General features: G+C 59.7%; 24 protein-coding genes, 1 other RNA gene and 1 pseudogene. 19 read left to right on the plus strand and 7 right to left on the minus strand.

Annotation, left to right across the window (positions count from 1 at the left end; all coding sequences use genetic code 11):
- Nucleotides 1-108: 108 nt before the first annotated feature.
- The 3 genes and pseudogenes from ACP7AP_RS19505 to ACP7AP_RS19515 form a co-directional block, all read left to right on the plus strand.
- Nucleotides 109-200, plus strand: a pseudogene (locus ACP7AP_RS19505) (ATPase); the annotation flags it as partial.
- A gap of 202 nt (nt 201-402) precedes the next feature.
- Nucleotides 403-756, plus strand: coding sequence for a GMC family oxidoreductase N-terminal domain-containing protein (locus ACP7AP_RS19510; protein WP_426036845.1), 354 nt, complete (start codon nt 403-405; stop codon nt 754-756).
- A 121-nt stretch (nt 757-877) separates the two neighbouring features.
- Complete coding sequence (locus ACP7AP_RS19515) at nt 878-1,453, plus strand: GMC oxidoreductase (protein ID WP_426036847.1); 576 nt, start codon at nt 878-880, stop codon at nt 1,451-1,453.
- 165 nt (nt 1,454-1,618) lie between these two features.
- Here the strand turns inward: ACP7AP_RS19515 and ffs are convergent.
- Together ffs and ACP7AP_RS19525 are read right to left on the minus strand one after the other, a co-directional pair.
- Nucleotides 1,619-1,716: signal recognition particle sRNA small type (gene ffs, locus ACP7AP_RS19520), an RNA gene on the minus strand.
- Between the two features lie 97 nt (nt 1,717-1,813).
- The gene (locus ACP7AP_RS19525; RefSeq protein ID WP_426036849.1) at nt 1,814-2,665 is read right to left on the minus strand and encodes a zinc-ribbon domain-containing protein; all 852 of its coding nucleotides are present in this window, start codon (nt 2,663-2,665) and stop codon (nt 1,814-1,816) included.
- A 161-nt stretch (nt 2,666-2,826) separates the two neighbouring features.
- Between ACP7AP_RS19525 and ACP7AP_RS19530 the strand changes: the two genes are divergently transcribed.
- The 6 genes from ACP7AP_RS19530 to ACP7AP_RS19555 all read left to right on the plus strand — a co-directional run bounded on the left by ACP7AP_RS19530 (nt 2,827) and on the right by ACP7AP_RS19555 (nt 6,156).
- Entirely contained in the window at nt 2,827-3,498 is a 672-nt protein-coding gene (locus ACP7AP_RS19530) for a cell division ATP-binding protein FtsE (RefSeq protein ID WP_426036851.1), read from the plus strand.
- A complete protein-coding gene (locus ACP7AP_RS19535) occupies nt 3,495-4,397 on the plus strand; it encodes a cell division protein FtsX (RefSeq protein WP_426036853.1) in 903 nt (300 codons plus the stop codon). The genes ACP7AP_RS19530 and ACP7AP_RS19535 overlap by 4 nt, the downstream gene beginning before the upstream one ends.
- Complete coding sequence (locus ACP7AP_RS19540) at nt 4,397-5,122, plus strand: lysophospholipid acyltransferase family protein (RefSeq protein ID WP_426036855.1); 726 nt, start codon at nt 4,397-4,399, stop codon at nt 5,120-5,122. The genes ACP7AP_RS19535 and ACP7AP_RS19540 overlap by 1 nt, the downstream gene beginning before the upstream one ends.
- Nucleotides 5,119-5,460, plus strand: coding sequence for a TfoX/Sxy family protein (locus tag ACP7AP_RS19545; RefSeq protein WP_426036857.1), 342 nt, complete (start codon nt 5,119-5,121; stop codon nt 5,458-5,460). Before ACP7AP_RS19540 ends, ACP7AP_RS19545 begins: the two co-directional genes overlap by 4 nt.
- An 84-nt stretch (nt 5,461-5,544) precedes the next feature.
- A complete protein-coding gene (locus ACP7AP_RS19550; protein WP_426036859.1) occupies nt 5,545-5,766 on the plus strand; it encodes a hypothetical protein in 222 nt (73 codons plus the stop codon).
- Nucleotides 5,767-5,775: 9 nt separating this feature from the next.
- A complete protein-coding gene (locus ACP7AP_RS19555; protein ID WP_426036861.1) occupies nt 5,776-6,156 on the plus strand; it encodes a pyridoxamine 5'-phosphate oxidase family protein in 381 nt (126 codons plus the stop codon).
- Nucleotides 6,157-6,173: 17 nt separating this feature from the next.
- On the opposite strand, the gene ACP7AP_RS19560 is transcribed toward ACP7AP_RS19555, so the two are convergent.
- Nucleotides 6,174-6,779, minus strand: coding sequence for a sterol desaturase family protein (locus ACP7AP_RS19560; RefSeq protein ID WP_426036863.1), 606 nt, complete (start codon nt 6,777-6,779; stop codon nt 6,174-6,176).
- Nucleotides 6,780-6,966: 187 nt separating this feature from the next.
- Here ACP7AP_RS19560 and ACP7AP_RS19565 point away from each other — a divergent pair, with 187 nt between their 5' ends.
- Complete coding sequence (locus ACP7AP_RS19565) at nt 6,967-8,670, plus strand: calcium-binding protein (RefSeq protein WP_426036865.1); 1,704 nt, start codon at nt 6,967-6,969, stop codon at nt 8,668-8,670.
- Between the two features lie 216 nt (nt 8,671-8,886).
- Here the strand turns inward: ACP7AP_RS19565 and ACP7AP_RS19570 are convergent, their stop codons facing one another.
- Nucleotides 8,887-9,846 carry an acetyl-CoA carboxylase carboxyltransferase subunit alpha gene (locus ACP7AP_RS19570; protein ID WP_426036867.1) on the minus strand — a complete coding sequence of 320 codons (960 nt, stop codon included), beginning with the start codon at nt 9,844-9,846 and terminating at the stop codon, nt 8,887-8,889.
- Nucleotides 9,847-10,033: 187 nt separating this feature from the next.
- Between ACP7AP_RS19570 and ACP7AP_RS19575 the strand changes: the two genes are divergently transcribed.
- Nucleotides 10,034-10,891 (plus strand): polysaccharide pyruvyl transferase family protein, encoded by an 858-nt coding sequence (locus tag ACP7AP_RS19575; protein WP_426036869.1) that lies wholly within the window; start codon nt 10,034-10,036, stop codon nt 10,889-10,891.
- A gap of 77 nt (nt 10,892-10,968) precedes the next feature.
- Nucleotides 10,969-11,802, plus strand: coding sequence for an AraC family transcriptional regulator (locus tag ACP7AP_RS19580; protein WP_426036871.1), 834 nt, complete (start codon nt 10,969-10,971; stop codon nt 11,800-11,802).
- Between the two features lie 197 nt (nt 11,803-11,999).
- Here the strand turns inward: ACP7AP_RS19580 and ACP7AP_RS19585 are convergent, their stop codons facing one another.
- The gene (locus ACP7AP_RS19585; protein ID WP_426036873.1) at nt 12,000-12,959 is read right to left on the minus strand and encodes an L-malyl-CoA/beta-methylmalyl-CoA lyase; all 960 of its coding nucleotides are present in this window, start codon (nt 12,957-12,959) and stop codon (nt 12,000-12,002) included.
- A 249-nt stretch (nt 12,960-13,208) separates the two neighbouring features.
- On the opposite strand from ACP7AP_RS19585, the gene ACP7AP_RS19590 reads away from it, so the two are divergent.
- A complete protein-coding gene (locus tag ACP7AP_RS19590; protein WP_426036875.1) occupies nt 13,209-13,553 on the plus strand; it encodes a hypothetical protein in 345 nt (114 codons plus the stop codon).
- 36 nt (nt 13,554-13,589) lie between these two features.
- Complete coding sequence (locus tag ACP7AP_RS19595) at nt 13,590-14,450, plus strand: D-amino-acid transaminase (RefSeq protein ID WP_426036877.1); 861 nt, start codon at nt 13,590-13,592, stop codon at nt 14,448-14,450.
- Between the two features lie 45 nt (nt 14,451-14,495).
- On the opposite strand, the gene ACP7AP_RS19600 is transcribed toward ACP7AP_RS19595, so the two are convergent.
- Together ACP7AP_RS19600 and ACP7AP_RS19605 are read right to left on the minus strand one after the other, a co-directional pair.
- The gene (locus tag ACP7AP_RS19600; protein ID WP_426036879.1) at nt 14,496-15,443 is read right to left on the minus strand and encodes a calcium-binding protein; all 948 of its coding nucleotides are present in this window, start codon (nt 15,441-15,443) and stop codon (nt 14,496-14,498) included.
- A gap of 132 nt (nt 15,444-15,575) precedes the next feature.
- On the minus strand, nt 15,576-16,307 hold the full coding sequence (locus tag ACP7AP_RS19605; protein ID WP_426036881.1) for an N-formylglutamate amidohydrolase: 732 nt from the start codon (nt 16,305-16,307) through the stop codon (nt 15,576-15,578).
- Nucleotides 16,308-16,444: 137 nt separating this feature from the next.
- Here ACP7AP_RS19605 and pyk point away from each other — a divergent pair, with 137 nt between their 5' ends.
- From pyk to pheS, 5 genes are all read left to right on the plus strand, one after another.
- On the plus strand, nt 16,445-17,893 hold the full coding sequence (gene pyk / locus ACP7AP_RS19610) for a pyruvate kinase (protein ID WP_426036883.1): 1,449 nt from the start codon (nt 16,445-16,447) through the stop codon (nt 17,891-17,893).
- A gap of 45 nt (nt 17,894-17,938) precedes the next feature.
- Nucleotides 17,939-18,163, plus strand: a complete 225-nt coding sequence (locus tag ACP7AP_RS19615; protein WP_426036885.1) for a hypothetical protein — start codon at nt 17,939-17,941, stop codon at nt 18,161-18,163.
- A gap of 117 nt (nt 18,164-18,280) precedes the next feature.
- Entirely contained in the window at nt 18,281-18,481 is a 201-nt protein-coding gene (gene rpmI, locus ACP7AP_RS19620) for a 50S ribosomal protein L35 (protein ID WP_054009035.1), read from the plus strand.
- A 12-nt stretch (nt 18,482-18,493) separates the two neighbouring features.
- Nucleotides 18,494-18,856, plus strand: a complete 363-nt coding sequence (gene rplT / locus ACP7AP_RS19625; RefSeq protein WP_426036887.1) for a 50S ribosomal protein L20 — start codon at nt 18,494-18,496, stop codon at nt 18,854-18,856.
- A 188-nt stretch (nt 18,857-19,044) separates the two neighbouring features.
- A complete protein-coding gene (gene pheS / locus ACP7AP_RS19630) occupies nt 19,045-20,127 on the plus strand; it encodes a phenylalanine--tRNA ligase subunit alpha (protein WP_426036889.1) in 1,083 nt (360 codons plus the stop codon).
- Nucleotide 20,128: the final 1 nt, after the last annotated feature.

Raw genomic sequence — 20,128 nt, forward strand, 5'->3', positions numbered from 1 at the left:
GGCTTCTATAATCCCCGACGCAGACACTCAGCAATTGGCTGGAAATCCCCCGTGGCTTTCGAACAGAAGGCCGCCTAACATGAGCACCTGACCGGAACGAAACCGGGACAGGTCCAGAGCGCGCTACTCGACCACCTGACACACCACTGCGAGATCACTGAGACCGGCAACGAGCCTGGCGTTTCAAGAACCGCGCTTAACCCCGATCAGGGCCTGACCCGCCTTCACAACATGATCAGTTCCGTCGGCTCATGCCCTGATCTCCGCACATAAAGAGGGGTCAATTTTGGACGCCGACAAGGAGTTGGTTTTGCGCGCCGATTGACACAGTCTTTGCCGTTGGGGTGATCATTGCGCAGGTGTTTGGGACGCTGAGGACATTCTTTGACGCGGGCGTAGCTTTTGGCATGCCAACAGGCCGGACTTCTCCTGAATCCTGATTTTAATTCCGTCGATCAAGCAGACTGTGATCTCTATCAAATCACTGCCCGCAATGCTTGGCGCAGTTCTGCCATGACTACTTATAGTTATCCTGCCAAAAGTCGCAAGAATCTACATGTTCTGACGTGCGCATGGGTTGCGCGTATCCTGATTGAGAAGAACATCGCGGTAAGGATTGAATATGTCAGCAAAGGCCGTTTAAAAACGTTGCGCGCCCGCAAAGAAGTTACTCTGTCGGCTGGTGCTATCGCCGCGCCAAAAACTCTGATGTTGTCGGCATTGGGTCCGCCGCGCATTTGCAGCAACACGCCTTAAATCCCGCGTCGATCTTCCCGGTGTTGGGCAAAATTTGCACGACCGTGTTGAAATCTCTCTGATCTGTCAACTGAATGGCCCACACAGCTATGATAAGTACAAAAAGCCACGTTGGGGGGCGGTGGCAGGATTGGATTACGCGCTGTTCCGCAAGGGGCCTGCCGCGTCAAACCTGATCGACGTCAGCGCTTTTTGGTGGGGCAACCGTGCCGAGGCGTTGCCCGACGTGCAGTTTTTCATGGTGGTCGGCGCGGGGATCGAACAAGGCGTTGACGCGGTGCCCGGCGGCAATGGCTGTAAGGTCAATCTGGGTCAAATCCGCCCGCGTTCGCGTGCAGAAATCACGTTACAAAGCGCCGATCCGAGGGTGTCGCCTAAAATTCGCCCGAACTATTTCAGCGACCCCCATGATCTGGATGCCGTCACCGATGGCGGAATTTTCGCGGTGAAGGTGATGGATCAGCCCGAGATGCGGCGCTACATCGCCCAGCGTCAGACCCCCAGCCCAGCGGTCACCCGCGACGGCTTCCGCTGCTTTTGCCAGAGCCGCTTTTGCCAGACCGGGGCCCTTGCAGCTTTTCATCCGGCGGGCACCTGCCGGGCGGGCCGCGACGCGATGGCCGTGTTCGATCCTCAGTTGCGGCTGGATGGCATAACTGGCTTGCGGGTCGCAGATACTTCGATCATGCGCAGCTGATTTTCGGCAATCCCAATACGGTTTGCATTATTATCGGGGGAAAGGCTGCATATGGAAAAGGCCGCTGATCTGATCAAGGCGGCGCAATCTTTATGCCCCTGTGCGTGGAGTGAAACGCCCGGCTTTTTTGCCAGTATCGCAGGCAAACGCCCCATAGAAGCGATAAGGTGAGAGGCTGACAACGACCCAAGCGGGGCTCGTTACGGCTGCTTCCTTCCGGACCTGACCGGGTTGGCGAGGCGCTTACCCGCGCCAACCTCTCAAGCGTTGATATAGGGCCGGGTAATCGGATTCGCAAGGCTTCGCGAAGCGCTTGCGGGTTGGCGGTGATTTCGGGCAGCCGGGCGAAAACACAGGCGGCTAAGCCTTACCGCCCGCAAGCCCTTTCAGAAAGCCGATGGCGGATTTCAGCATCCCATCCAGCCACAGCCGCCCCGCATCCACCGCCGCGACATAAGCCTGCAACGCTCCTGCCGCCGCCGGGAATTGTTGCGCCAGTTTCGGCGCCATCACATAGGCGGTCAACAGCGCCACCGCCATCACCAGCATCAGCGCAAAGCCCGAGCGGAAGCTGGATTTCTTCGCGCCGTCCTCGCCCAGAGTCTCGGCAATCGCCGACTGGCCCGAACGTTTTTCGCTGCTGGCACGCAGGGTGGAGTTGATTTCCTCGATCTCCGGCAGCATTTCGCGCCGGGTTTGCGGTTTGACCACCGCCTCAGGCTCGCCCTTCATCCGAGCCAACCGCCGCGCCACAGCCCCTGCCGCCGGAGCCTCCAGCCCAAGTTCGGTCTGGGTCTCCACCACAGGCGTTTCCACCTTACGGGCCTCAACCTCGCGCTCGGCTTCCTCACGTAGCACCGCCAGCACGCTTTCATCAATGCTGCGCAGCGCGGGCTCGGGCACGGGCGGCGCGGCTTCGATTGGTGGCGGGGCTTTGGTCAACGGCGGATCAAGCTTTGGATCATCCACATCCGACTGCTCCTGCCCGGCTACATTGGCTGGTTCCAAACGCGCAGGACTTTGCATCGGCGCGGCAATCGGCGGCGGCGCATCAAACAGCGCCTCCTCTGCAGCCAGTTCCGCCTCTACCTCGGGCGACAGCTGGAACCAGGCATGGCCACAGTTGGAACATTGCACATCGCGCCCGCCATCGGGGATCGCAGCCGCATCAACCTCATATTCCGCATCGCAATTTGGGCAAACTAGACGCATTGTTGGGGTCCGGGGTCATTTCTGAGAGGCAGGCTGTTAACTTGTAGCAATGAAGCAAACATTCTGGAAGCCTTTGTGGCAAACTTGGCCCGAAGCGATTGAATCCGTTGCCACCTTGGGCAATGGTGCAACGCAATGCGGCCCAAACAGGATGAAACCCGGTGATTGCCTTCAACAATGTGGCCTACAGCTACGGTGGGGGCGAATTGCTGTCCGAGATTTCGCTGCGGCTGGCCCCCGGTTCGTTCCATTTCCTGACCGGGCCATCGGGGGCGGGGAAATCCACCTTCCTGAAGCTGTGCTATGGTGAACTGCTGCCCAGCGCGGGGCGGATCACCTTGTTTGACCGTGAAGTGCGCTCGCTTAGCCGCGATGACATCGCCCTGACCCGCCGCCGCATTGGCATGGTGCAACAGGATTGCCAGTTTCTCGACCATTTGCCGCTTGCCGCCAATGTCGCCCTGCCGCTGACCGTGGCGGGCAAAGCCTCGGTGCCGCAGGATCTCAGCGATCTGCTCGGCTGGGTCGGCCTTGGCCAGTTGGCCGATGCGCTGCCACCGTCCCTGTCGGGGGGCGAGCGCCAACGTGCAGCCCTCGCCCGCGCCATCATCATCGGCCCCGATGTGGTGCTGGCGGATGAACCCACCGGCAACCTTGATTGGGAGATGTCGCTGCGGCTGTTGACGCTGCTGGTGGAGTTGAACCGCATGGGCAAAACCGTGCTGATCGCCACCCATGATCTGAACCTGATCCGGCAGGCGAAAAGCCAGATCGCCGCCCGCGTGCTGCGGATTTCCAAACGCCGGGTGCAGCTTGCCGGGGCCGATCTATGAGCCTGCTGTCCCTGCTCACACCAGACCGTAAAGCTGACAGACAGGCCGACCGCGTGGTGCCGCCTTCGGGCCATACCGCATGGCTGACCTCATTCACCGCAGGGGCGATGGCGTTTCTGGCGGTGTTCGCGCTGGCTTTGTCGCTGGCTGCAGGCCGTCTGGCAGATCGCTGGTCGGATGCGTTGGAGCGCACCGCCACCGTACGGCTGTCCGCGCCCGAAGACCAAATGGATCTGCAAACCAAGGCGGTGCTCGCGGTGCTATCGACCACCCCCGGCATCGCCTCGTTTCGGGCAATGACCGACGCCGAACAGCGCGACCTGCTAAAGCCGTGGTTTGGCCCCGATCTGCCCGTCGATGCCCTGCCCCTGCCCCGGCTGATCGAAGTCACAGAAAGCGGCGCGGGCTATGAGAGCGAAGGCCTGCGGCAACGCCTCGCCGCCGAAGCCCCCGGTGCGGTGCTCGATGACCACACCCGCTGGCGCAGACCCCTCGCGGTTGCCGCTGGTCGTCTGCGCCTGCTCGGCCTGCTCTCCATTGCCCTGATCGGCACCGCGACCGCCGCGATGATCACCCTCGCCGCCAGTGCAGCCCTCGCCGCCAACACCCAAGTCGTCCGCGTGCTGCGGCAGGTGGGTGCGCGCGACGCCTATATCGCCCGCGCCTTTGTGCGCCGCTTTACCCTGCGCGCGATTTCGGGCGCGGCTGTCGGCACCGTCTTGGGCATGGTCGGCGTAGCCTTGCTGCCCTCGACCGACACCGCAGGCGGCTTTCTGACCGGGCTGGGGTTTCAAGGACTGGGCTGGCTCTACCCGCTCACCCTGCCCCCCCTCGTCGCCGTGGTCGCCTTCATAGCCACCCGTGCCGCCGCGTTCCGCAAACTCCGGGAGCTGACCTGATGCCGAAACCCATCCAATGGCTGCTGTCGCTGGTCTTCATCCTGCAAATGTATCTTGCCATGCTGGTGCTGGGCATCGTCTACCTGCCCTACGCCCTGATCAACCGCGACGGAGCGGTCGCCGCCTGCCACGCGTTTTGTGCTTGGGTGCGCATCAGCCTGCGCGCCATCTGCGGCCTGCGCACCGAAGTCCGCGGTGTTGTGCCGCAAGGCGAAGTGTTGATCGCCCCGAAACACCAAAGCTTTCTCGACATCATCCTGATCTACGGTGCGTTGCCCCGCGCCAAATTCATCATGAAGGCCGAGTTGCGCTTCGCCCCGATCCTCGGCTGGTATGCCCTGCGCATCGGCTGCGTCCCGGTCAATCGCGGCAAAAGGGGGGCTGCGATCACCAGGATGATGGCCGATGTAAAATCCGGCCTCGCCCGCCCCGGCCAGTTGATCATCTACCCACAAGGCACCCGTGTCGCACCGGGCGAAGGCCTGCCCTACAAGATCGGCACCGCAGCACTTTACAGCCAGTTGGGCCAGCCCTGCGTTCCGGTCGGCACCAATGTCGGCCTGTTCTGGCCGAAACGCGGCATCCTGCGCCATCGTGGGACGGGCGTGGTCGATTTCCTGCCCGCCATCCCGCCCGGCCTCAGCAATGCCGAGTTTATGACCCAACTGGAGGCGCAGGTCGAAGCCTGCTCCAACGCCTTGATGGCGGAAGCAGGATACAAATGACCACCTCCCGCGCCACTATTGAGCATATGCTCGACATCATCCCGCTGACGCTGACGGTGAAGAAGATGTTCGGCGAGTATGCCCTGTATCTGGATGGCATCGTGGTGGCCTTCGTCTGCGACGACACCCTGTTCATCAAACCCACCCCTGGCGCCAATGCGGTGCTGCCGGATGCCGAGCGCGGCCCGGCCTATCCCGGCAGCAAAGACTACATCATCGGCGCCGAAGCCCTGGACGAGCCCGATCTCTGCGCCCGTGCCTTGCGTGCGGTTGCCGCCGATGCGCCGCCACCAAAGCCCAAGAAACCGAAGGCCGCGAAGAAACCCAAGACGACCTGACACTCTAGCTCTTAGCCCATCCTCTCTGCTCAAATATCCCCGCCGGAGGCTTCCGCACTCTGGCCCAGCAACCCAAGGCCCGCCATGACGACCCCCACTTGGATCACAACGCTCGACGATCTGCACAAACATTACGGCACCCCCGGCAAACCCGCGCTTGCCAAGGTCACCGCACATCTGACCCCCGCCTATGCCGCCTTCATCGCCGCCTCGCGGTTCTGCATCCTCTCCACCGTCGGGCCAGAGGGCACCGATGGCTCCCCGCGCGGCGATGAGAACCCTGTGGTGATCCCGCTGGATGCCTAAACCCTGCTGATGCCCGACTGGAAGGGCAATGAGCGGATCGACAGCTTACGCAACATCATCCGCGATGGCCGTATGTCATTGATCTTCCTAGTCGCAGGCTCTACCACAGCCATCCGCGTCAACGGCACCGCCAAGATCACCGCAGACGCCGATTTGCGCGCCCGGTTTGACCGTGGCGGCACGCAACCCCGCAGCGTCATCGTGATCCGCATCGCCGAGGTGTATTCGCAATGCGCCCGCGCCCTGCAACGCTCGGCGCTGTGGACCGCGCCCCATGCCGAAAACCTGCCCACCCCTGGTCAAATGCTGCAAGACGCAACCCAAGGCGCGATCAACGGCGCTGACTATGATACCGAGCGGGCAACCCGCGCGCATTTAGGTTGGTGCTAGTTCTGGGCTGGTGGTAGTCAGCGCCGCGCCAAAGTGCCAAACACCCAGTCCCACAAAGCCGAAGTGACGCCGAAATTATGCGCAACATCATGATGATGCACGGCATGCAGCCGGATCAACCGACGCAGCCACGCCCGCCCGCCACTGCCCAAGTGATGCACCACATAATGCACCCCGACATAGGCCAGATAGCCCAGCAACACCCCCGCTGTCAGCGCCGCCGCCCATTCCGCGCGCAACATCCAAGTCAGCGGCCAATAGACCAGCCCGTAGAACACCGCCACCGTCACCAGCGTCGGCGTTCCGTTCAACTCGCGCGGGGCGTCGTGATGCGCGAGATGGATCTGCTGCAACACCGGGGCGTGGTGAAAGGCAAAGCGGTGGATCAGATATTCCGCCAAACTCCAGCCCAGCAGCCCCAGCACGATCATCGCAACTGACCCCAAGCCGCCCTGCGGTCCAAAAGCCAGCACAAGGCACAGCAGGATCAATGGCGGGTAGACGACAAAATCGAGGAAAAACGCCCAAGCCGGCATTTCCGCGCTGAGCATCTGCAAAATCCAAGCTTTGGCTTTGCGCGCGCTTTGCCAGAACCGACGGGTCTGCGTCGCGTAAGGGTCCATATCTGCCGCCTGCCTTTATGCCGATGGCTCTGCGGGACGCATCGGCTGTCATGACACTGTTACTCTCGCAGAGATTGCATAAAATATCCAGCCCACCGCGCAAGCCATTCATATTTGACGCGAAAGCCAGAAATGCTAGACTACATAAATTAGTTTTTTCAACGATATTTTCAGAAAGCAGGCTCCGATGGTGACTTTCACCCTCAACACTGACAGCACGCGCGGGCTTTATCTCGGCACTGCCGATCCCTCGGCGATAGATTGGCTCATCATCACCGGCAGCGCCTATACCGCCCCGGCGGGTGAGTTCGCGCTGACGATCTCGCTGCAAGACTATACCTATGGCGCGGCACCCAACCATTCCAGCGTGACACTCAGCGCATGGTCTGGCATCGTGAAAACCACATTGTTCAGCATCAACTACACCGGCTACATCGACAACGTGATCGCCAGCGCGGGCGGCGATAAGATCATCGGTCATGACGGCGGCGTGATCGGCAATTACATCCAAGGCGACGACATCTATGACGCTGGCGGCAATGATTGGATCGACGGCAAGGGCGGGCACGACACCCTGCTGGGCACTGGCGGATCAGACACGATCTATGGCGGCGACGGCAATGACGCGCTTTATGGCGACTGGGATCTGACAGCGCAGGACAAGGGCAATTACGCCGCAGGATCGGATCAGGTTTATGGCGGCTCGGGCGACGACACGCTGTTTGCCGATCAAGGCGACGACACGCTGGATGGCGGCATCGGCTATGATTTCCTGAACTATTCCGGGTTTTTTGACGATTTCGGCAACACGCTTTACCGCGTCACGGTGAACCTGACGACGGGCACAGCAACGGTGTTTGGCACCGACACATTCGATCTGACGACCTCGATCTATGGCACGCAGACGGTTTCAGGGTTTGAGCATGTCATGCTGACCGCAGGCGATGATGTGATCTACACCCAAACTCCGTCTTCGGTGCTGTTCCCGCCAACGCTGTGGATTCAAGGCATGGACGGCAATGACAAGCTTTTCGGTGGCACCCAACTGGATCAGATGTATGGCGGCACCGGCAATGACACCCTGCGCGGCGGTGGTGCGCCTGACAGCAATGGCCAGACTGATTTCCTTTACGGTGGCGCGGGCAATGACATCTATGTGCTGCTCGGCGATGCCAATCTGGTCGAAAACGCGGCGGAAGGCATCGACACCGTACAGATCGGCTATGTCACCAACCACACGCTGTTGCATGATTTTGAAAACCTCACCCTGCTCGCTGCTGCGGCGGCGTCAAACGGGACCGGCAATAGCTTGGCCAACACCTTGTTGGGCAATGCCTTTGACAATCGGTTGTTTGGCTTGGGCGGAAATGACACCCTGTCAGGTGGTGCTGGCAATGACAGTCTGGACGGCGGCATTGGGCAGGATCGGCTGCTCGGCGGCACGGGCCATGATCGGCTGTTGGGCGGCAGCGGCAATGATCTGTTGATCGGCGATCTGGGCAGCGACTCGCTATACGGCGGGGTTGGCAATGACACGCTGCAGGGCGGCAATGATGCCGATCTGCTGCAAGGCGGTCTGGGTCGGGATGAGTTGAGTGGCGGTGCCGGGGCCGACCGCTTTATTTTCGTCAGCGCCGCCGAGGTCGGGCTTGGTGGCCAGCGCGACCGCATTATCGGCTTTACCACCCACGAAGATCATCTGAACCTTAAGAGCATCGCCGCCGGGCAAACCTACCTGAACAGCAATCCGTTTGACGGCCATGCCGGTCAAGTGCGCTATGATGCGGCAACGGGGATTTTGCAGGGCGATATCAACGGCGACGGCGCGGCGGATTATGAGATCAGCTTGGGCGTCGGCACGGTGTTGGCTGCGGGTGATCTGATTTTGTAAACCCAGCCCCTGTCGTGGTCGGGGCGTTGGTAGCCGCCGCTTTGCACTCATAGGCAAGTCTGCCGTTTATGCGCGGACGGGGACAAGATTGCGGTCTGCGCCAAGATCAAGCGATGATTTTTGCAAGGGCTGAAAAAGGTAAGGCCGCGTAAACACGCGGCCTTTTCGATTTGATTTCATTGGATATTTTTCGGTCCACGCGCGGACCGCGCAATCTTAAGCAGCCAGCCCCTTGCTACCCATATCAAGGAACTTCTGCCGACGATCCCTGATCAAAGCCTCGGGTTTCTTGCCCGACAGCTCTTTCAGCATCGTCTCAATCGCCTTGCCGACCGCTTCAATCGTCTCTTTCCGCCCACGCTGCGCGCCGCCGAGCGGTTCCTTCACGATGCGGTCAATCACGCCCAATTTCTGCAAATCCTGCGCCGTCAACCGCAAAGCCTCGGCCGCCTCCCGCATCTTTTCGGCATCTTTCCACAGAATCGAAGCGCAGCCCTCGGGTGAGATCACCGAATACACCGAATGTTCCAACATCGCGATCCGGTTGGCGGTCGCAAACGCCACCGCCCCGCCAGAGCCACCCTCGCCGATGATCACCGAGATCAGCGGCACGCCAATCTCCAGACATTTTGCGGTTGATCGCGCAATCGCCTCGGCTTGGCCGCGTTCTTCAGCGCCCTTGCCCGGATACGCGCCGGGGGTGTCAATCAAAGTGATCACCGGCAGATGAAAGCGGTGCGCCATATCCATCAGCCGCACGGCCTTGCGGTAGCCCTCGGGCCGCGCCATACCGAAATTGCGCTCGATCCGCGATTTGGTGTCGTTGCCCTTCTCATGCCCGATCACCATCACCGGGGTGTCGTTAAAGCGCGCGAGGCCCCCCATCACAGCATGATCGTCCGAGAATCCGCGATCCCCTGCAAGCGGGGTATATTCCTGAAACAGCGCCTCGATGTAATCTTTGGAATGGGGCCGCTCGGGGTGACGCGCCACCTGACATTTCCGCCACGGCGTCAGATCCTTATACAGATCCTTCAGCAACTGATCCGCCTTGCGGTCCAACTGCTCGGCCTCTTTGGTCACATCCATCCCGGTATTGCTGCGCGCCATCGCGCGCAGTTCCTCGGCCTTGCCTTCAATTTCGGCCAAAGGCTTCTCGAATTCGAGGTAGTTCATCGAGCACTCCATCGCAGGCTAAATCATCGGCGCAAATCATCGGCAAGGCCCCCTATATGGCCGCCTGACGTGGAAAATGCAACCGACCACAACTATCGCCAGGCAGAGCGCCCTTTCGCGTTGTCGAGAGCAAAGCACGACGCTACCACTGAAGCGCAGCGCTGGTTTGGCAGGTATGTGAGGGATTGTGCGGGTATTTCTGGCAAACGACACCTCGCGCAGCGCACATGCGGGCTGCAAAGCGGTGATGCGATCACTGCACGCGGCGATGGCCGCCGTGCCGGGGCTTAAGATTTGCGGCACCCACAGCGTCGGCACCCGCGAGATCGACGAGGCCGCCTTCTATGCCGCAGATGCCGTGCTGATCAACGGCGAAGGCACCATCCATCATTCCGGCCAACATGCAACCTATCTGCTGGCGCTGATTGCCGAGGCGAAGGACGCGGGCAAGAAAGTGCTGCTCGTCAACGCGCTGTTCCAGCAATACGAATGCCAGTCCGACGATATTCTGGCCGATCTGGCCTTGCTCACGGTGCGCGAGCCGCGCAGCGCTGGCTTTGCCCGCCGCTATGGTGGCATGCCGCGCGTATTGCTCGATAGCGCCGCCGATCCGGCCTTTACCGAAGGCGGCACGGCCACGCCGCTGACGCATGGCTGGGTGATCGGCGGCCATATCGACAGCGGGTTGCTGAAAGACCCGTTCAAGCGCATCGAAGGCCACCATTTGAATATCCACAAAAGCCGGTTTGAGGATATCATCGCCACGTTGCGGACTGCCGAGTTGTATCTCACCGGGCAACATCACGGCGTTTACGCGGCAGCGCTTGCGGGGTGCCCGTTTATCGTCACGCCCTCGAACAGCCATAAGATCGAGTCGTTTGTGGAATGGACCGGCCTGCCGATCCCGATCTGCATGCAGCAAAAAGAAATCCTGCCCGCCGCGGCGTTTGCTCTGCGCAATCCCTCGATCTATGCCGAGTTGCAGGATTTTATGAAAAGCCAGTCGGTTCTGACCAGCGCGATGCTGGCCAAGGCTTTGGGCTGACAGCTGCGGTGACCGCAGTTCGGCAAGATTTGTGATATTGCACCATGCTAGCCCTTTTTAGAAGGAGCATGTCCAAGATGACCAACAGCTATGAAACCCGTCTGATCCGCGTGTTGGATTACATCCATGACAACCCCGCCGGGGATTTGAGCTTGGATGCGCTGGCCGATGTGGCAGCACTGTCGCGGTTTCACTTCCATAGGGTGTTTCATGCGTTGATGGGGGAAACGGCGGCGGCAGCGGTGCGCAGGATGCGGATGTATCGCGCAAGCGTTGCGCTGGTGCAGACCGCCGCACCTTTGGCCAAGATTGCCCGTGCCGTTGGTTATCGCAACCTTGCCTCCTTCACCCGCAGCTTTGCCGAACTTTATGGCACCCCGCCGGCCGCCTTCCGCGCCAAGGGCGAGCTGCGTCCTCTGCCCCCCTTGTTCAGAACTGGAGAACCCCTGATGTATGCTGTTGAAATCCGACAGGACCCCGCCCGCAGGCTTGCCGCGATGCCGCATAAGGGCGCTTATACCGAGATTGGTCGCGCCTTTGAGAAAGGCGGTGCCGTGCTGGCCGCGCGCAAATTGATGGGGGCCTGTAGTGGCATGGTCGGGGTCTATTATGATGACCCTTCGGCAGTTGCTGCGGCAGACCTGCGCAGCCATGCCGGGTTTGAGATTGCCTCTGGCCCGATTGATCCACCGCTGGAGTTGGTGAACCTGCCCGCCGGACGCCACGCGGTGCTGCGCTTTAAGGGCCCCTATTCCGGCCTGCCCGCCGCCTATGAACAGTTGTACCGCAACTGGCTGCCACAATCTGGCGAAACCCCTGCCAACAGCCCGGTATTCGAGATTTATCTGAACACGCCGATGGATACCGCACCCGAGGAATTGCTGACCGAGATTTGCCTGCCGCTGGCTTGAACACGGCTTAAACCCAAGGCCCAAAAACAGCACAACCCCGTGGGCTACCACGGGGCGTGCATCCTCCCGACAATGCGGCATCGGGCCTCCTCTCCCTTTGCCGCGCGGGTATCTCTGGGGCATACTGTCGCATGCCGCAGCGTCACACTGCCGTCACAAAACCCACGAGTCAACAGGATCTTTACGGCGCTGAAACATTAAGCAGCAGCGATCATTTCCGCCTGTTTCACGATCACTTCCGCCTGTTTGATCGAGGCAATATCAACCAACCGGCCCTTAAAGACTGTGGCGCCCTCGCCACGCGCCTTAGCATCGGCCATCGCGGCGAGAATCTCTCGCGCCTCAGCCACAGCGGCATCAGACGGGGTGAAGACCTCGTTCGACAAAGCGATCTGTTTGGGGTGAATCGCCCATTTGCCGACCATGCCCAAAGTGGCCGAGCGGCGGGCTTGGGCGCGAAAACCTTCATCGTCGCTAAAATCGCCGAACGGGCCATCGACAGGCAGGATGCCATGGGTGCGGCAGGCGGCGACGATGGCCACTTGCGCCCAATGCCACGGATCGGACCAATGTTTCACACCCTCGCGCAGCATGTAGTAGTTTTCCTGCGTGCCACCGATGCCCGTGGTCTGCATCCCCATCGAGGCCGCAAAATCCGCAGCCCCCAAGGACATCGCCTGCAAGCGCGGGCTAGAGGCCGCGATTTCCTCAACATGCGCGATGCCCGCAGCGGACTCGATGATCACCTCGAAAGAGATCGGCTTTACGCGACCCTTGGCGCGTTCAATCGCGGTGACAAGCGCATCCACCGCATAAACATCTGCCGCGCAGCCGACTTTGGGGATCATGATCTGATCCAAGCGCGGGCCGCATTGCTCCAGCAGATCGACCACATCACGATACCAGAACGGGGTGTCTAACCCGTTGATCCGCACCGACAGGGTTTTCTTGCCCCAATCGAGCGTATTCACGGCCTCGATGATATTGGCGCGGGCTTGGTCCTTGTCGGAAGGGGTGACCGAATCTTCCAGATCAAGGTTGATCACATCGGCTGCACTGGCAGCCATCTTGGCAAACAGCGCAGGCCGCGATCCGGGGCCGAACAACTGGCAGCGATTGGGGCGTGCGGGGGGGCTGGGTTGCAGACGGAAGGACATTTTTTCCTCGCAAGGATATTTCACAGTATTCGATGTATTCGGTATATTGTTGCTCATGGGACAGCAAGGTGAATTTGCAGCTGCAGCAATTCTCGTGCCGCAACGCCGAAACTGTCGCGCAATTCGCACTCGTCACAAAGTGCCTTGACGGCCCCCTCCATCTGTCTCAAACCGCTCAAGCTACCGTCTTCTTAGTCAGCACTAGTCTCGCGTTCAGCGCAAAATCCATTGAGACAGGAGTGTTTCGCCGTGAAACTTTTTGAAAGTTCATTCTACGTTGTTTCTCAAGGGTTCTTCTCGGGATGGAAGGTTCAGAGTAAGTTGACCGGAGCAACCTCCATTCCTAGCAGCCTTCAGAAAGAGCGGATTGGATTTGTGTGGATCCAAGTTCGCAAAACAAAGAAAGCTAGTTCAATAGATAGTGGAATGTCAGAAGATGTAATGTTTGGTAGTTTCGCAAAAGCAGTGCTTGAGCCTGTGTCAGAGGATGGCGAGCTTTGGGAACGCCATAGCCCCGACAATTTGGCAGACCATTTCATCTCCTTAGGCAATAAGTTCATGAAAAATGCTGCCGAAATGTTTCCCAAGACATAGCTATAATCCAGAAATCTCAGAAAGAGCTTCACCCTCATGACCAGAACCGTCTACCTGAACGGCGACTATCTGCCGGAAGCCGAGGCGAAAGTCTCGATCTTTGACCGTGGTTTTCTGATGGCCGATGGCGTCTATGAGGTCACTTCGGTGCTGGACGGCAAGCTGATCGACTTTGGCGGCCATTGTGTGCGGCTGGCCCGCAGCCTGTCAGAGCTTGAGATGCAGAACCCCCATACCGGTGCCGAATGGCTGGCAATCCACCGTGAATTGGTGGCGGTGAATGGCATTGGCGATGGCATGGTCTATCTGCAAGTCACGCGCGGAAATCCGGGCGACCGCGATTTTGCCTATCCGTCCGACGATGTGACGCCGACTGTGGTGCTGTTCACCCAAGCCAAACCGGGGCTGGCGGATAATCCGGCGGCGAAGATCGGCTTCAAGGTGATCTCGATTCCCGATATTCGTTGGGGGCGGCGCGATATCAAGACTGTGCAGCTTTTGTATCCGTCAATGGGCAAGATGGCGGCGAAAAAAGCTGGCGTCGATGACAGCTGGTTCGTTGAAGACGGCAAAGTGACCGAAGGCACCTCGAACAACGCCTATATCGTCAAGGGCAACAAGATCATCACCCGGCAGCTTTCCAGCGATATTTTGCACGGCATCACCCGCGCGGCGGTGCTGCGCTTTGCGGTGGAAGCGCAGATGGAGGTTGAGGAGCGGGCGTTCTCGATTGCCGAGGCCCAAAGCGCCGATGAAGCCTTTATCACCTCGGCCTCGGCTTTTGTGATGCCGGTGGTCGAGATTGATGGTGCGCAGGTGGGCACCGGCAAACCGGGCCATGTGGTGGCGCGGTTGCGTGAGATTTATCTCGATGAGATGCGCAAAGCGGCGGTCTGAAACTGCGGCTCGGGCATGCATGTCGCAAAGCCCGAGCCGTCATTGCTAAAATTGAAACACCGCCACCTGCGAGATTGCGAAATTACTTGCGTTCAGCAGATGCGCCAGTTCGATGGTTTGATCCGGATCAGCATTGCTTTCCAAGCCAACCGTGACCGTGCCTGACTGCGCATCGGTATTCGAGAACAGCGTCCATTGCGACAGATCGACAACACGCGCATCGACATCCAGTTCCAGACGGTCCTCGTTTCCATCGTAGTCCGACACGGTGATAGCTTCCGCATCGTCGCGTTCGTGCACGGTGATCATCAGATCATTGCCCGCGCCGCCCGACAGCGTGTCACCATCATCGCCGATCAACAAATCATCCCCTGCCCCAGCTGAGAGATGATCAGACGCCTGTGCGGCGGTTACCCATCCCTCCAACTGATTGTCGGTGGCAGAAACGATATCATTGCCGTCACCGCCATCCAGCGTATTTTGGCCAGAGTAATCCCAGATTTCATCATTGCCTGCGTCGCCATGCACGACATCATCACCAATCTGGCCATGTTCAAACGCGTAATCGGAAACCGCGCCATCCACCCAACTGACATCATTGCCCGAGCCGAGCGAAATCTGATCATTGCCTTCCTCGCCCAGCATAACATCGCTGCCGCGACCGCCAAACAGGCTGTCATCACCTGTAAGCCCCAGCACAAGATCATTGCCCGCGCCGCCGTAAAGCTGGTCATCCCCCGCGCTGCCATCGACAAAATCATTGCCGTCGCTGCCGCTTATAACGTCATCGCCTGCGTTCCCGATCAAAGAATCATCGCCGCCAAGACCGCTGATCTGATCGTCGCGTGCGGTGCCAAGCAGGGTGTCGCTGCCATCGCCACCCGTCAGCGTCTCGCCAGTATGATCAGGTTCGTCGGGTTTGTCGTCATCGTGACCAGACCCGGAAAAAGCGAAACCAAGTATCGGCAAGGCGAGTAGCAGCAGAAATTCCATCCTGGGCACCTGTAAAATTGACTCTGTACGCCATTAGGAGAGCGGCAGCGCGCGAACGTCAACTTTTGCGGTAATTTTGCCTTAAATTTTCCACAATTTCAAAGTGATGCGCCGATTGTTTCCAAAGCCTATTCAATCTGGCAGCGCGGCCAGCACTTTCTTCAGAATCGGAGCAAGCCGCAGCGCCCAAGCTTGCTGTTCGGCCTCGCTGGCGATCAGATCATTGCGCAGTTCGATCAAGGTGTTATGCCGACCGGGTTGCAGCGCGTGCATGTCAATCGCATCGCCGGGAAGGTGGCCTGCGTAGGGTTCATTGTCACCGATGCAGAGGTCGGCCTCGGCCAGCAAGCGGGCAACCAATGGCTTGGAAAACCGCTCGTCCAGGTGGCTGTACAGCACACCCACATGCCAAGGCCGGGACGGGCGGCCTTTCAGGCAGGGCGCGAAGGAATGGATGGCAAGGATCACCGTATCGGGCTGGCGGGCCGCCAACCGCGCATAGGCTGTGTGGTAGGGACGGTAGAGCGTGTTCAGCCGCCGCTCGGTTTCCACCGCACCCACATGCCGATTGGCGGGAATGATAGTGCCGTCGTAAAGCTTCATCACCAAGGTCGGGTCATCTTCGCCGCGGTTGGGATCAATCACCAGACGCGAGAAGTCTGAGCAGATCACCGGGCTGTCGAGTGCTTCGCCCAAAGCCCGCGCCAAGCCCGCCGCGCCCACATCATAAGCAATGTGGCGCGCCATATCAGCATCGCTGATCCCCAAACTGCCGCCCAAATCATCAGGCACCCGGTTGGTTGCATGATCACAGGTCACCAACCAACGTCCCGGCCTGTTTTCGCCCGAAATCGAAAAAGCCATGCTGTTCCCGTCACAATCCCTCAACTTCTTCTGTTTATGCTACCGCTACCAAAACCGCCAGTTGCTCCGCGCGTCAGTTTGTTCCATAAGACGCGCGGCCCACCACGAAAAATAGATGCGACGAAAAGGAAAAAGGCATGAGACGCCTTCGGAACGTAAAGATCGTGGCCACTCTGGGCCCAGCCTCCAGCGACTATAAAATGATCCGCGCGCTGTTTGAGGCAGGGGCAGATGTGTTCCGCCTGAACATGAGCCACGGCACCCATGCTGAGCAGGCCGCACGCCATGCCATCATCCGGCAGGTCGAAGCCGACACTGGCCGCCCGATCGCCATTCTGGCCGATCTTCAAGGGCCAAAGCTGCGGGTCGGCGTGTTCGCCAATCCGGCGGGTGAGACTTTGGTTGAGGGCGCGGATTTCCGCATGGACCTGAACAGCACGCCCGGCGATGTCGCCCGCGTGCAACTGCCGCACCCAGAGATTTTCGCAGCGCTTGAGCCGGGTGCTTCCCTGCTGGTCAATGACGGCAAGATCCGTGTGCGGGTCAAAGACTGTGGCAAAGATTACGCGAATTGCGTTGTTGAAGTTGGCGGCGTGATTTCCAACCGTAAGGGCGTCAACGTGCCGGACGTGGTGCTGCCGCTGGCGGCACTGTCCGCCAAAGACCGCGAAGATTTGGAATTTGCCTGCGAGTTGGGCGTCGATTGGCTGGCATTGTCCTTCGTGCAGCGCCCTGAGGACGTGATTGAGGCGCGGGTTTTGGCGCGCGGACGTGCCGCGATCCTGTCGAAAATCGAAAAGCCTGCGGCTGTCAAAGCCTATGACGCGATTCTGGCTGTCTCAGATGGCATCATGGTGGCGCGTGGCGATCTTGGCGTGGAACTGCCCGTCACTTCGGTGCCGCCGATCCAGAAACGTCTGGTGCGTGGCGCGCGGGCTGCGGCCAAGCCGGTGATCGTGGCGACGCAAATGCTCGAATCGATGATTGAGGCTCCGGTGCCAACCCGTGCTGAAGTCTCCGACGTCGCCACCGCGATCTATGAAGGTGCGGATGCGATCATGCTGTCAGCCGAATCGGCTGCGGGCAAATATCCGATTGAAGCCGTCACCACGATGAACAACGTCGCGATGTCGGTGGAAAAAGACCCGACCTATCGTCAGGTGATTGAGGCCTCGCGTCAGGTGCGGCGCGAAACCATCGCCGATGGCATCGTGGCGGCGGCGCGTGAAATCGCCGAAGCCACCAATATCAAGGCGATTGCCTGCTTTAGCCAAACCGGCACCACCGCCTCGCTGGTGTCGCGCGAACGCCCGCAAGTGCCAATTCTTGCGCTGACGCCGCTGATGTCCACCGCGCGGCGGATGTCGCTGACTTGGGGCCTGCACTGCGCCATCACCCCGCCGCAAGACCGCTTCAAAGGTGCTGTGCTCGCGGCAGTCAAGGTCGCACGGGAGGATGATTTCGCCTCGGTCGAGGATATGATCGTCGTCACCGCTGGCGTGCCGTTCAACGTTAAGGGCACTACCAACATTCTGCGCGTGGCACCCTGCGACGAAAGGTTGATTTCTTTCAGCGAGCCGGAGTAACTTCGACACAGCCACGCTTGGCCAGTTAGTCAAAGGTGTATCGGCATGAGCCACGATCAGATCCTTGTCATCGCCATTGTCATCTGCGCTCTGGCTATCCCCTCGCTGCTGGCGGCTTTTTCTGAAAGCCGCCCGCCACGCGCCGGGGCGATTATGATTTTGATCGGCGGCGTGCTGCTCACCTATGCGCTGACGCAGAAAGCCGGCGGATATAAGTTTGATCAGATTCCGCATATCTTCGTGCAGGTCATCGCGGATGTGATCAAGTAATCCAACCGGATTGCCTCTTGCACCCAAGCCCGCACGCCCCTATAGCACCCACTCGAATACCCCGCGATGCTGGCCAACGTGGCATGCCAAGCACCGCCTGAAACCATGGAGATGGAAATGCCCAAGATGAAGACCAAGTCGGCGGCGAAGAAGCGTTTCAGCTTCACGGCCTCCGGTCGGGTGAAAGCTGGCGTTGCCGGCAAACGCCACGGCATGATCAAACGCACGACGAAATTCATTCGTGACGCGTCCGGCACTATGTTGTTGAGCCCGTCCGACGCGAAAATCGTCAAGAAATACATGCCCTACGACCGGTAAGGAGAGCACCCGATGTCCCGCGTTAAATCCGGCGTAGTTACGCACGCCCGCCACCGCAAGGTGATCAAGAAAGCGGCTGGCTATTACGCCGCCCGTTCCACGAACTTCCGTACCGCAACACAAGCTGTTGACAAGGCTCAACAATACGCCACGCGCGACCGTAAGACCCGCAAGCGCAACTTCCGCGCCTTGTGGATTCAGCGGATCAACGCCGCTGTGCGTTTGTTCGATATCGAGTTCACCTACTCTCGCTTCATTAATGGTCTGGAGAAAGCTGGCATCGAGGTGGACCGCAAGGTTCTGGCCGATCTCGCCGTGCACGAGCCCGAAGCGTTCAACGCCATCGCAGCGCAAGCCAAGGCAGCTTTGGCCTGAAGCCTGTCGCTTTGATTTCAGGAAAAGCCCTGCCCTTTGCGGCGGGGCTTTTTCTTTGGACAGATCGCTCTGGATAAGCGTTGAAGCCTCCGGCGGGAGTATTTCTGCCAAGATGAAATCCCAAGCCCCGCTTGCAAATCCAAGCCCTGCCCGCTAGCACGAAGCCGCAGGAATACCGGAGATTGCTCATGCACGGCCTTGACACGCTGAAAGCCAAATACCTGACCGCCGTTGCCAATGTGGCCGATGAGGCGGGCCTGGAAGATCTGCGTGTGGCAGCCCTTGGCAAGAAGGGAGAGATTTCGGCGCTGATGTCAGGCCTTGGCAAGATGGAACCCGATCAGCGCAAGGCAGCCGGTGCGATGCTGAACGTGCTGAAGGATGAGATCGACGCAACCTTGCGCGCCAAAAAGGCGGCTTTGGGCGATGCCGCGCTGAATGAGCGCCTGCGCTCGGAATGGCTGGATGTGACCTTGCCGGGGCGTCCGCGCCGGGTTGGCACCATTCACCCCGTCAGCCAGGTGATGGCAGAATTGACCGCGATCTTCGCCGATATGGGCTTTGCCGTCGCCGAAGGCCCGCAGGTGGAGAGCGATTGGTATAACTTCGACGCGCTGAACATCCCGCCGGAACATCCCGCGCGGCAAGAGCATGACACATTCTTCATGAACCGGGCAGAGGGCGACAACCGCCCGCCCCACGTTCTGCGCACTCACACCTCCCCGGTGCAAATCCGCGCGATGACCGAACAAGGCGCGCCGATCCGCGTCATCGCACCCGGCCGCGTCTACCGCATGGACATGGACCAGACCCATACCCCGATGTTCCACCAAGTCGAAGGCCTCGCCATCGACCGCCAGATCAGCATGGCCAACCTGAAATGGGTGCTGGAGGAATTCTGCCGCGCCTTCTTTGAAGTGCCCTCGGTCGAATTGCGTTTCCGCGCCAGCCACTTCCCGTTCACCGAACCCTCAGCCGAAGTGGATATTCGCTGCTCGTGGGAGGGTGGTCAGCTGAAAATCGGCCAAGGCGACAAATGGATGGAAATCCTCGGCTCGGGCATGGTGCATCCGAAAGTGTTGTCAGCGGCGGGTGTGAACCCCGACGAATGGCAGGGCTTCGCCTTTGGCATGGGCATCGACCGGATTGCGATGCTGAAATACGGCATCCCAGATCTGCGCGCGTTCTTTGAGAGCGATCTGCGTTGGCTGCGCCACTACGGCTTTGCGGCTTTGGATATGCCCGATCTGGCGGGCGGGCTAAGCGCTTAAA

This window comes from Cypionkella sp. TWP1-2-1b2, assembly GCF_049896245.1.
GTDB lineage: Bacteria > Pseudomonadota > Alphaproteobacteria > Rhodobacterales > Rhodobacteraceae > Cypionkella.

Bases quoted from the DNA above. Each gene is read 5' to 3' on its own strand.
- ACP7AP_RS19525 (WP_426036849.1), bottom strand. From the start codon at position 2,665: ATGCGTCTAGTTTGCCCAAATTGCGATGCGGAATATGAGGTTGATGCG.
- ACP7AP_RS19580 (WP_426036871.1), top strand. From the start codon at position 10,969: ATGACCAACAGCTATGAAACCCGTCTGATCCGCGTGTTGGATTACATC.
- rplT (WP_426036887.1), top strand. From the start codon at position 18,494: ATGTCCCGCGTTAAATCCGGCGTAGTTACGCACGCCCGCCACCGCAAG.
- pheS (WP_426036889.1), top strand. From the start codon at position 19,045: ATGCACGGCCTTGACACGCTGAAAGCCAAATACCTGACCGCCGTTGCC.
- ACP7AP_RS19600 (WP_426036879.1), bottom strand. From the start codon at position 15,443: ATGGAATTTCTGCTGCTACTCGCCTTGCCGATACTTGGTTTCGCTTTT.
- ACP7AP_RS19550 (WP_426036859.1), top strand. From the start codon at position 5,545: ATGACGACCCCCACTTGGATCACAACGCTCGACGATCTGCACAAACAT.
- ACP7AP_RS19570 (WP_426036867.1), bottom strand. From the start codon at position 9,846: ATGAACTACCTCGAATTCGAGAAGCCTTTGGCCGAAATTGAAGGCAAG.
- ACP7AP_RS19605 (WP_426036881.1), bottom strand. From the start codon at position 16,307: ATGGCTTTTTCGATTTCGGGCGAAAACAGGCCGGGACGTTGGTTGGTG.
- ACP7AP_RS19545 (WP_426036857.1), top strand. From the start codon at position 5,119: ATGACCACCTCCCGCGCCACTATTGAGCATATGCTCGACATCATCCCG.
- ACP7AP_RS19585 (WP_426036873.1), bottom strand. From the start codon at position 12,959: ATGTCCTTCCGTCTGCAACCCAGCCCCCCCGCACGCCCCAATCGCTGC.
- ACP7AP_RS19560 (WP_426036863.1), bottom strand. From the start codon at position 6,779: ATGGACCCTTACGCGACGCAGACCCGTCGGTTCTGGCAAAGCGCGCGC.
- ACP7AP_RS19595 (WP_426036877.1), top strand. From the start codon at position 13,590: ATGACCAGAACCGTCTACCTGAACGGCGACTATCTGCCGGAAGCCGAG.
- ACP7AP_RS19535 (WP_426036853.1), top strand. From the start codon at position 3,495: ATGAGCCTGCTGTCCCTGCTCACACCAGACCGTAAAGCTGACAGACAG.
- pyk (WP_426036883.1), top strand. From the start codon at position 16,445: ATGAGACGCCTTCGGAACGTAAAGATCGTGGCCACTCTGGGCCCAGCC.
- ACP7AP_RS19555 (WP_426036861.1), top strand. From the start codon at position 5,776: ATGCCCGACTGGAAGGGCAATGAGCGGATCGACAGCTTACGCAACATC.
- ACP7AP_RS19540 (WP_426036855.1), top strand. From the start codon at position 4,397: ATGCCGAAACCCATCCAATGGCTGCTGTCGCTGGTCTTCATCCTGCAA.
- ACP7AP_RS19565 (WP_426036865.1), top strand. From the start codon at position 6,967: ATGGTGACTTTCACCCTCAACACTGACAGCACGCGCGGGCTTTATCTC.
- rpmI (WP_054009035.1), top strand. From the start codon at position 18,281: ATGCCCAAGATGAAGACCAAGTCGGCGGCGAAGAAGCGTTTCAGCTTC.
- ACP7AP_RS19615 (WP_426036885.1), top strand. From the start codon at position 17,939: ATGAGCCACGATCAGATCCTTGTCATCGCCATTGTCATCTGCGCTCTG.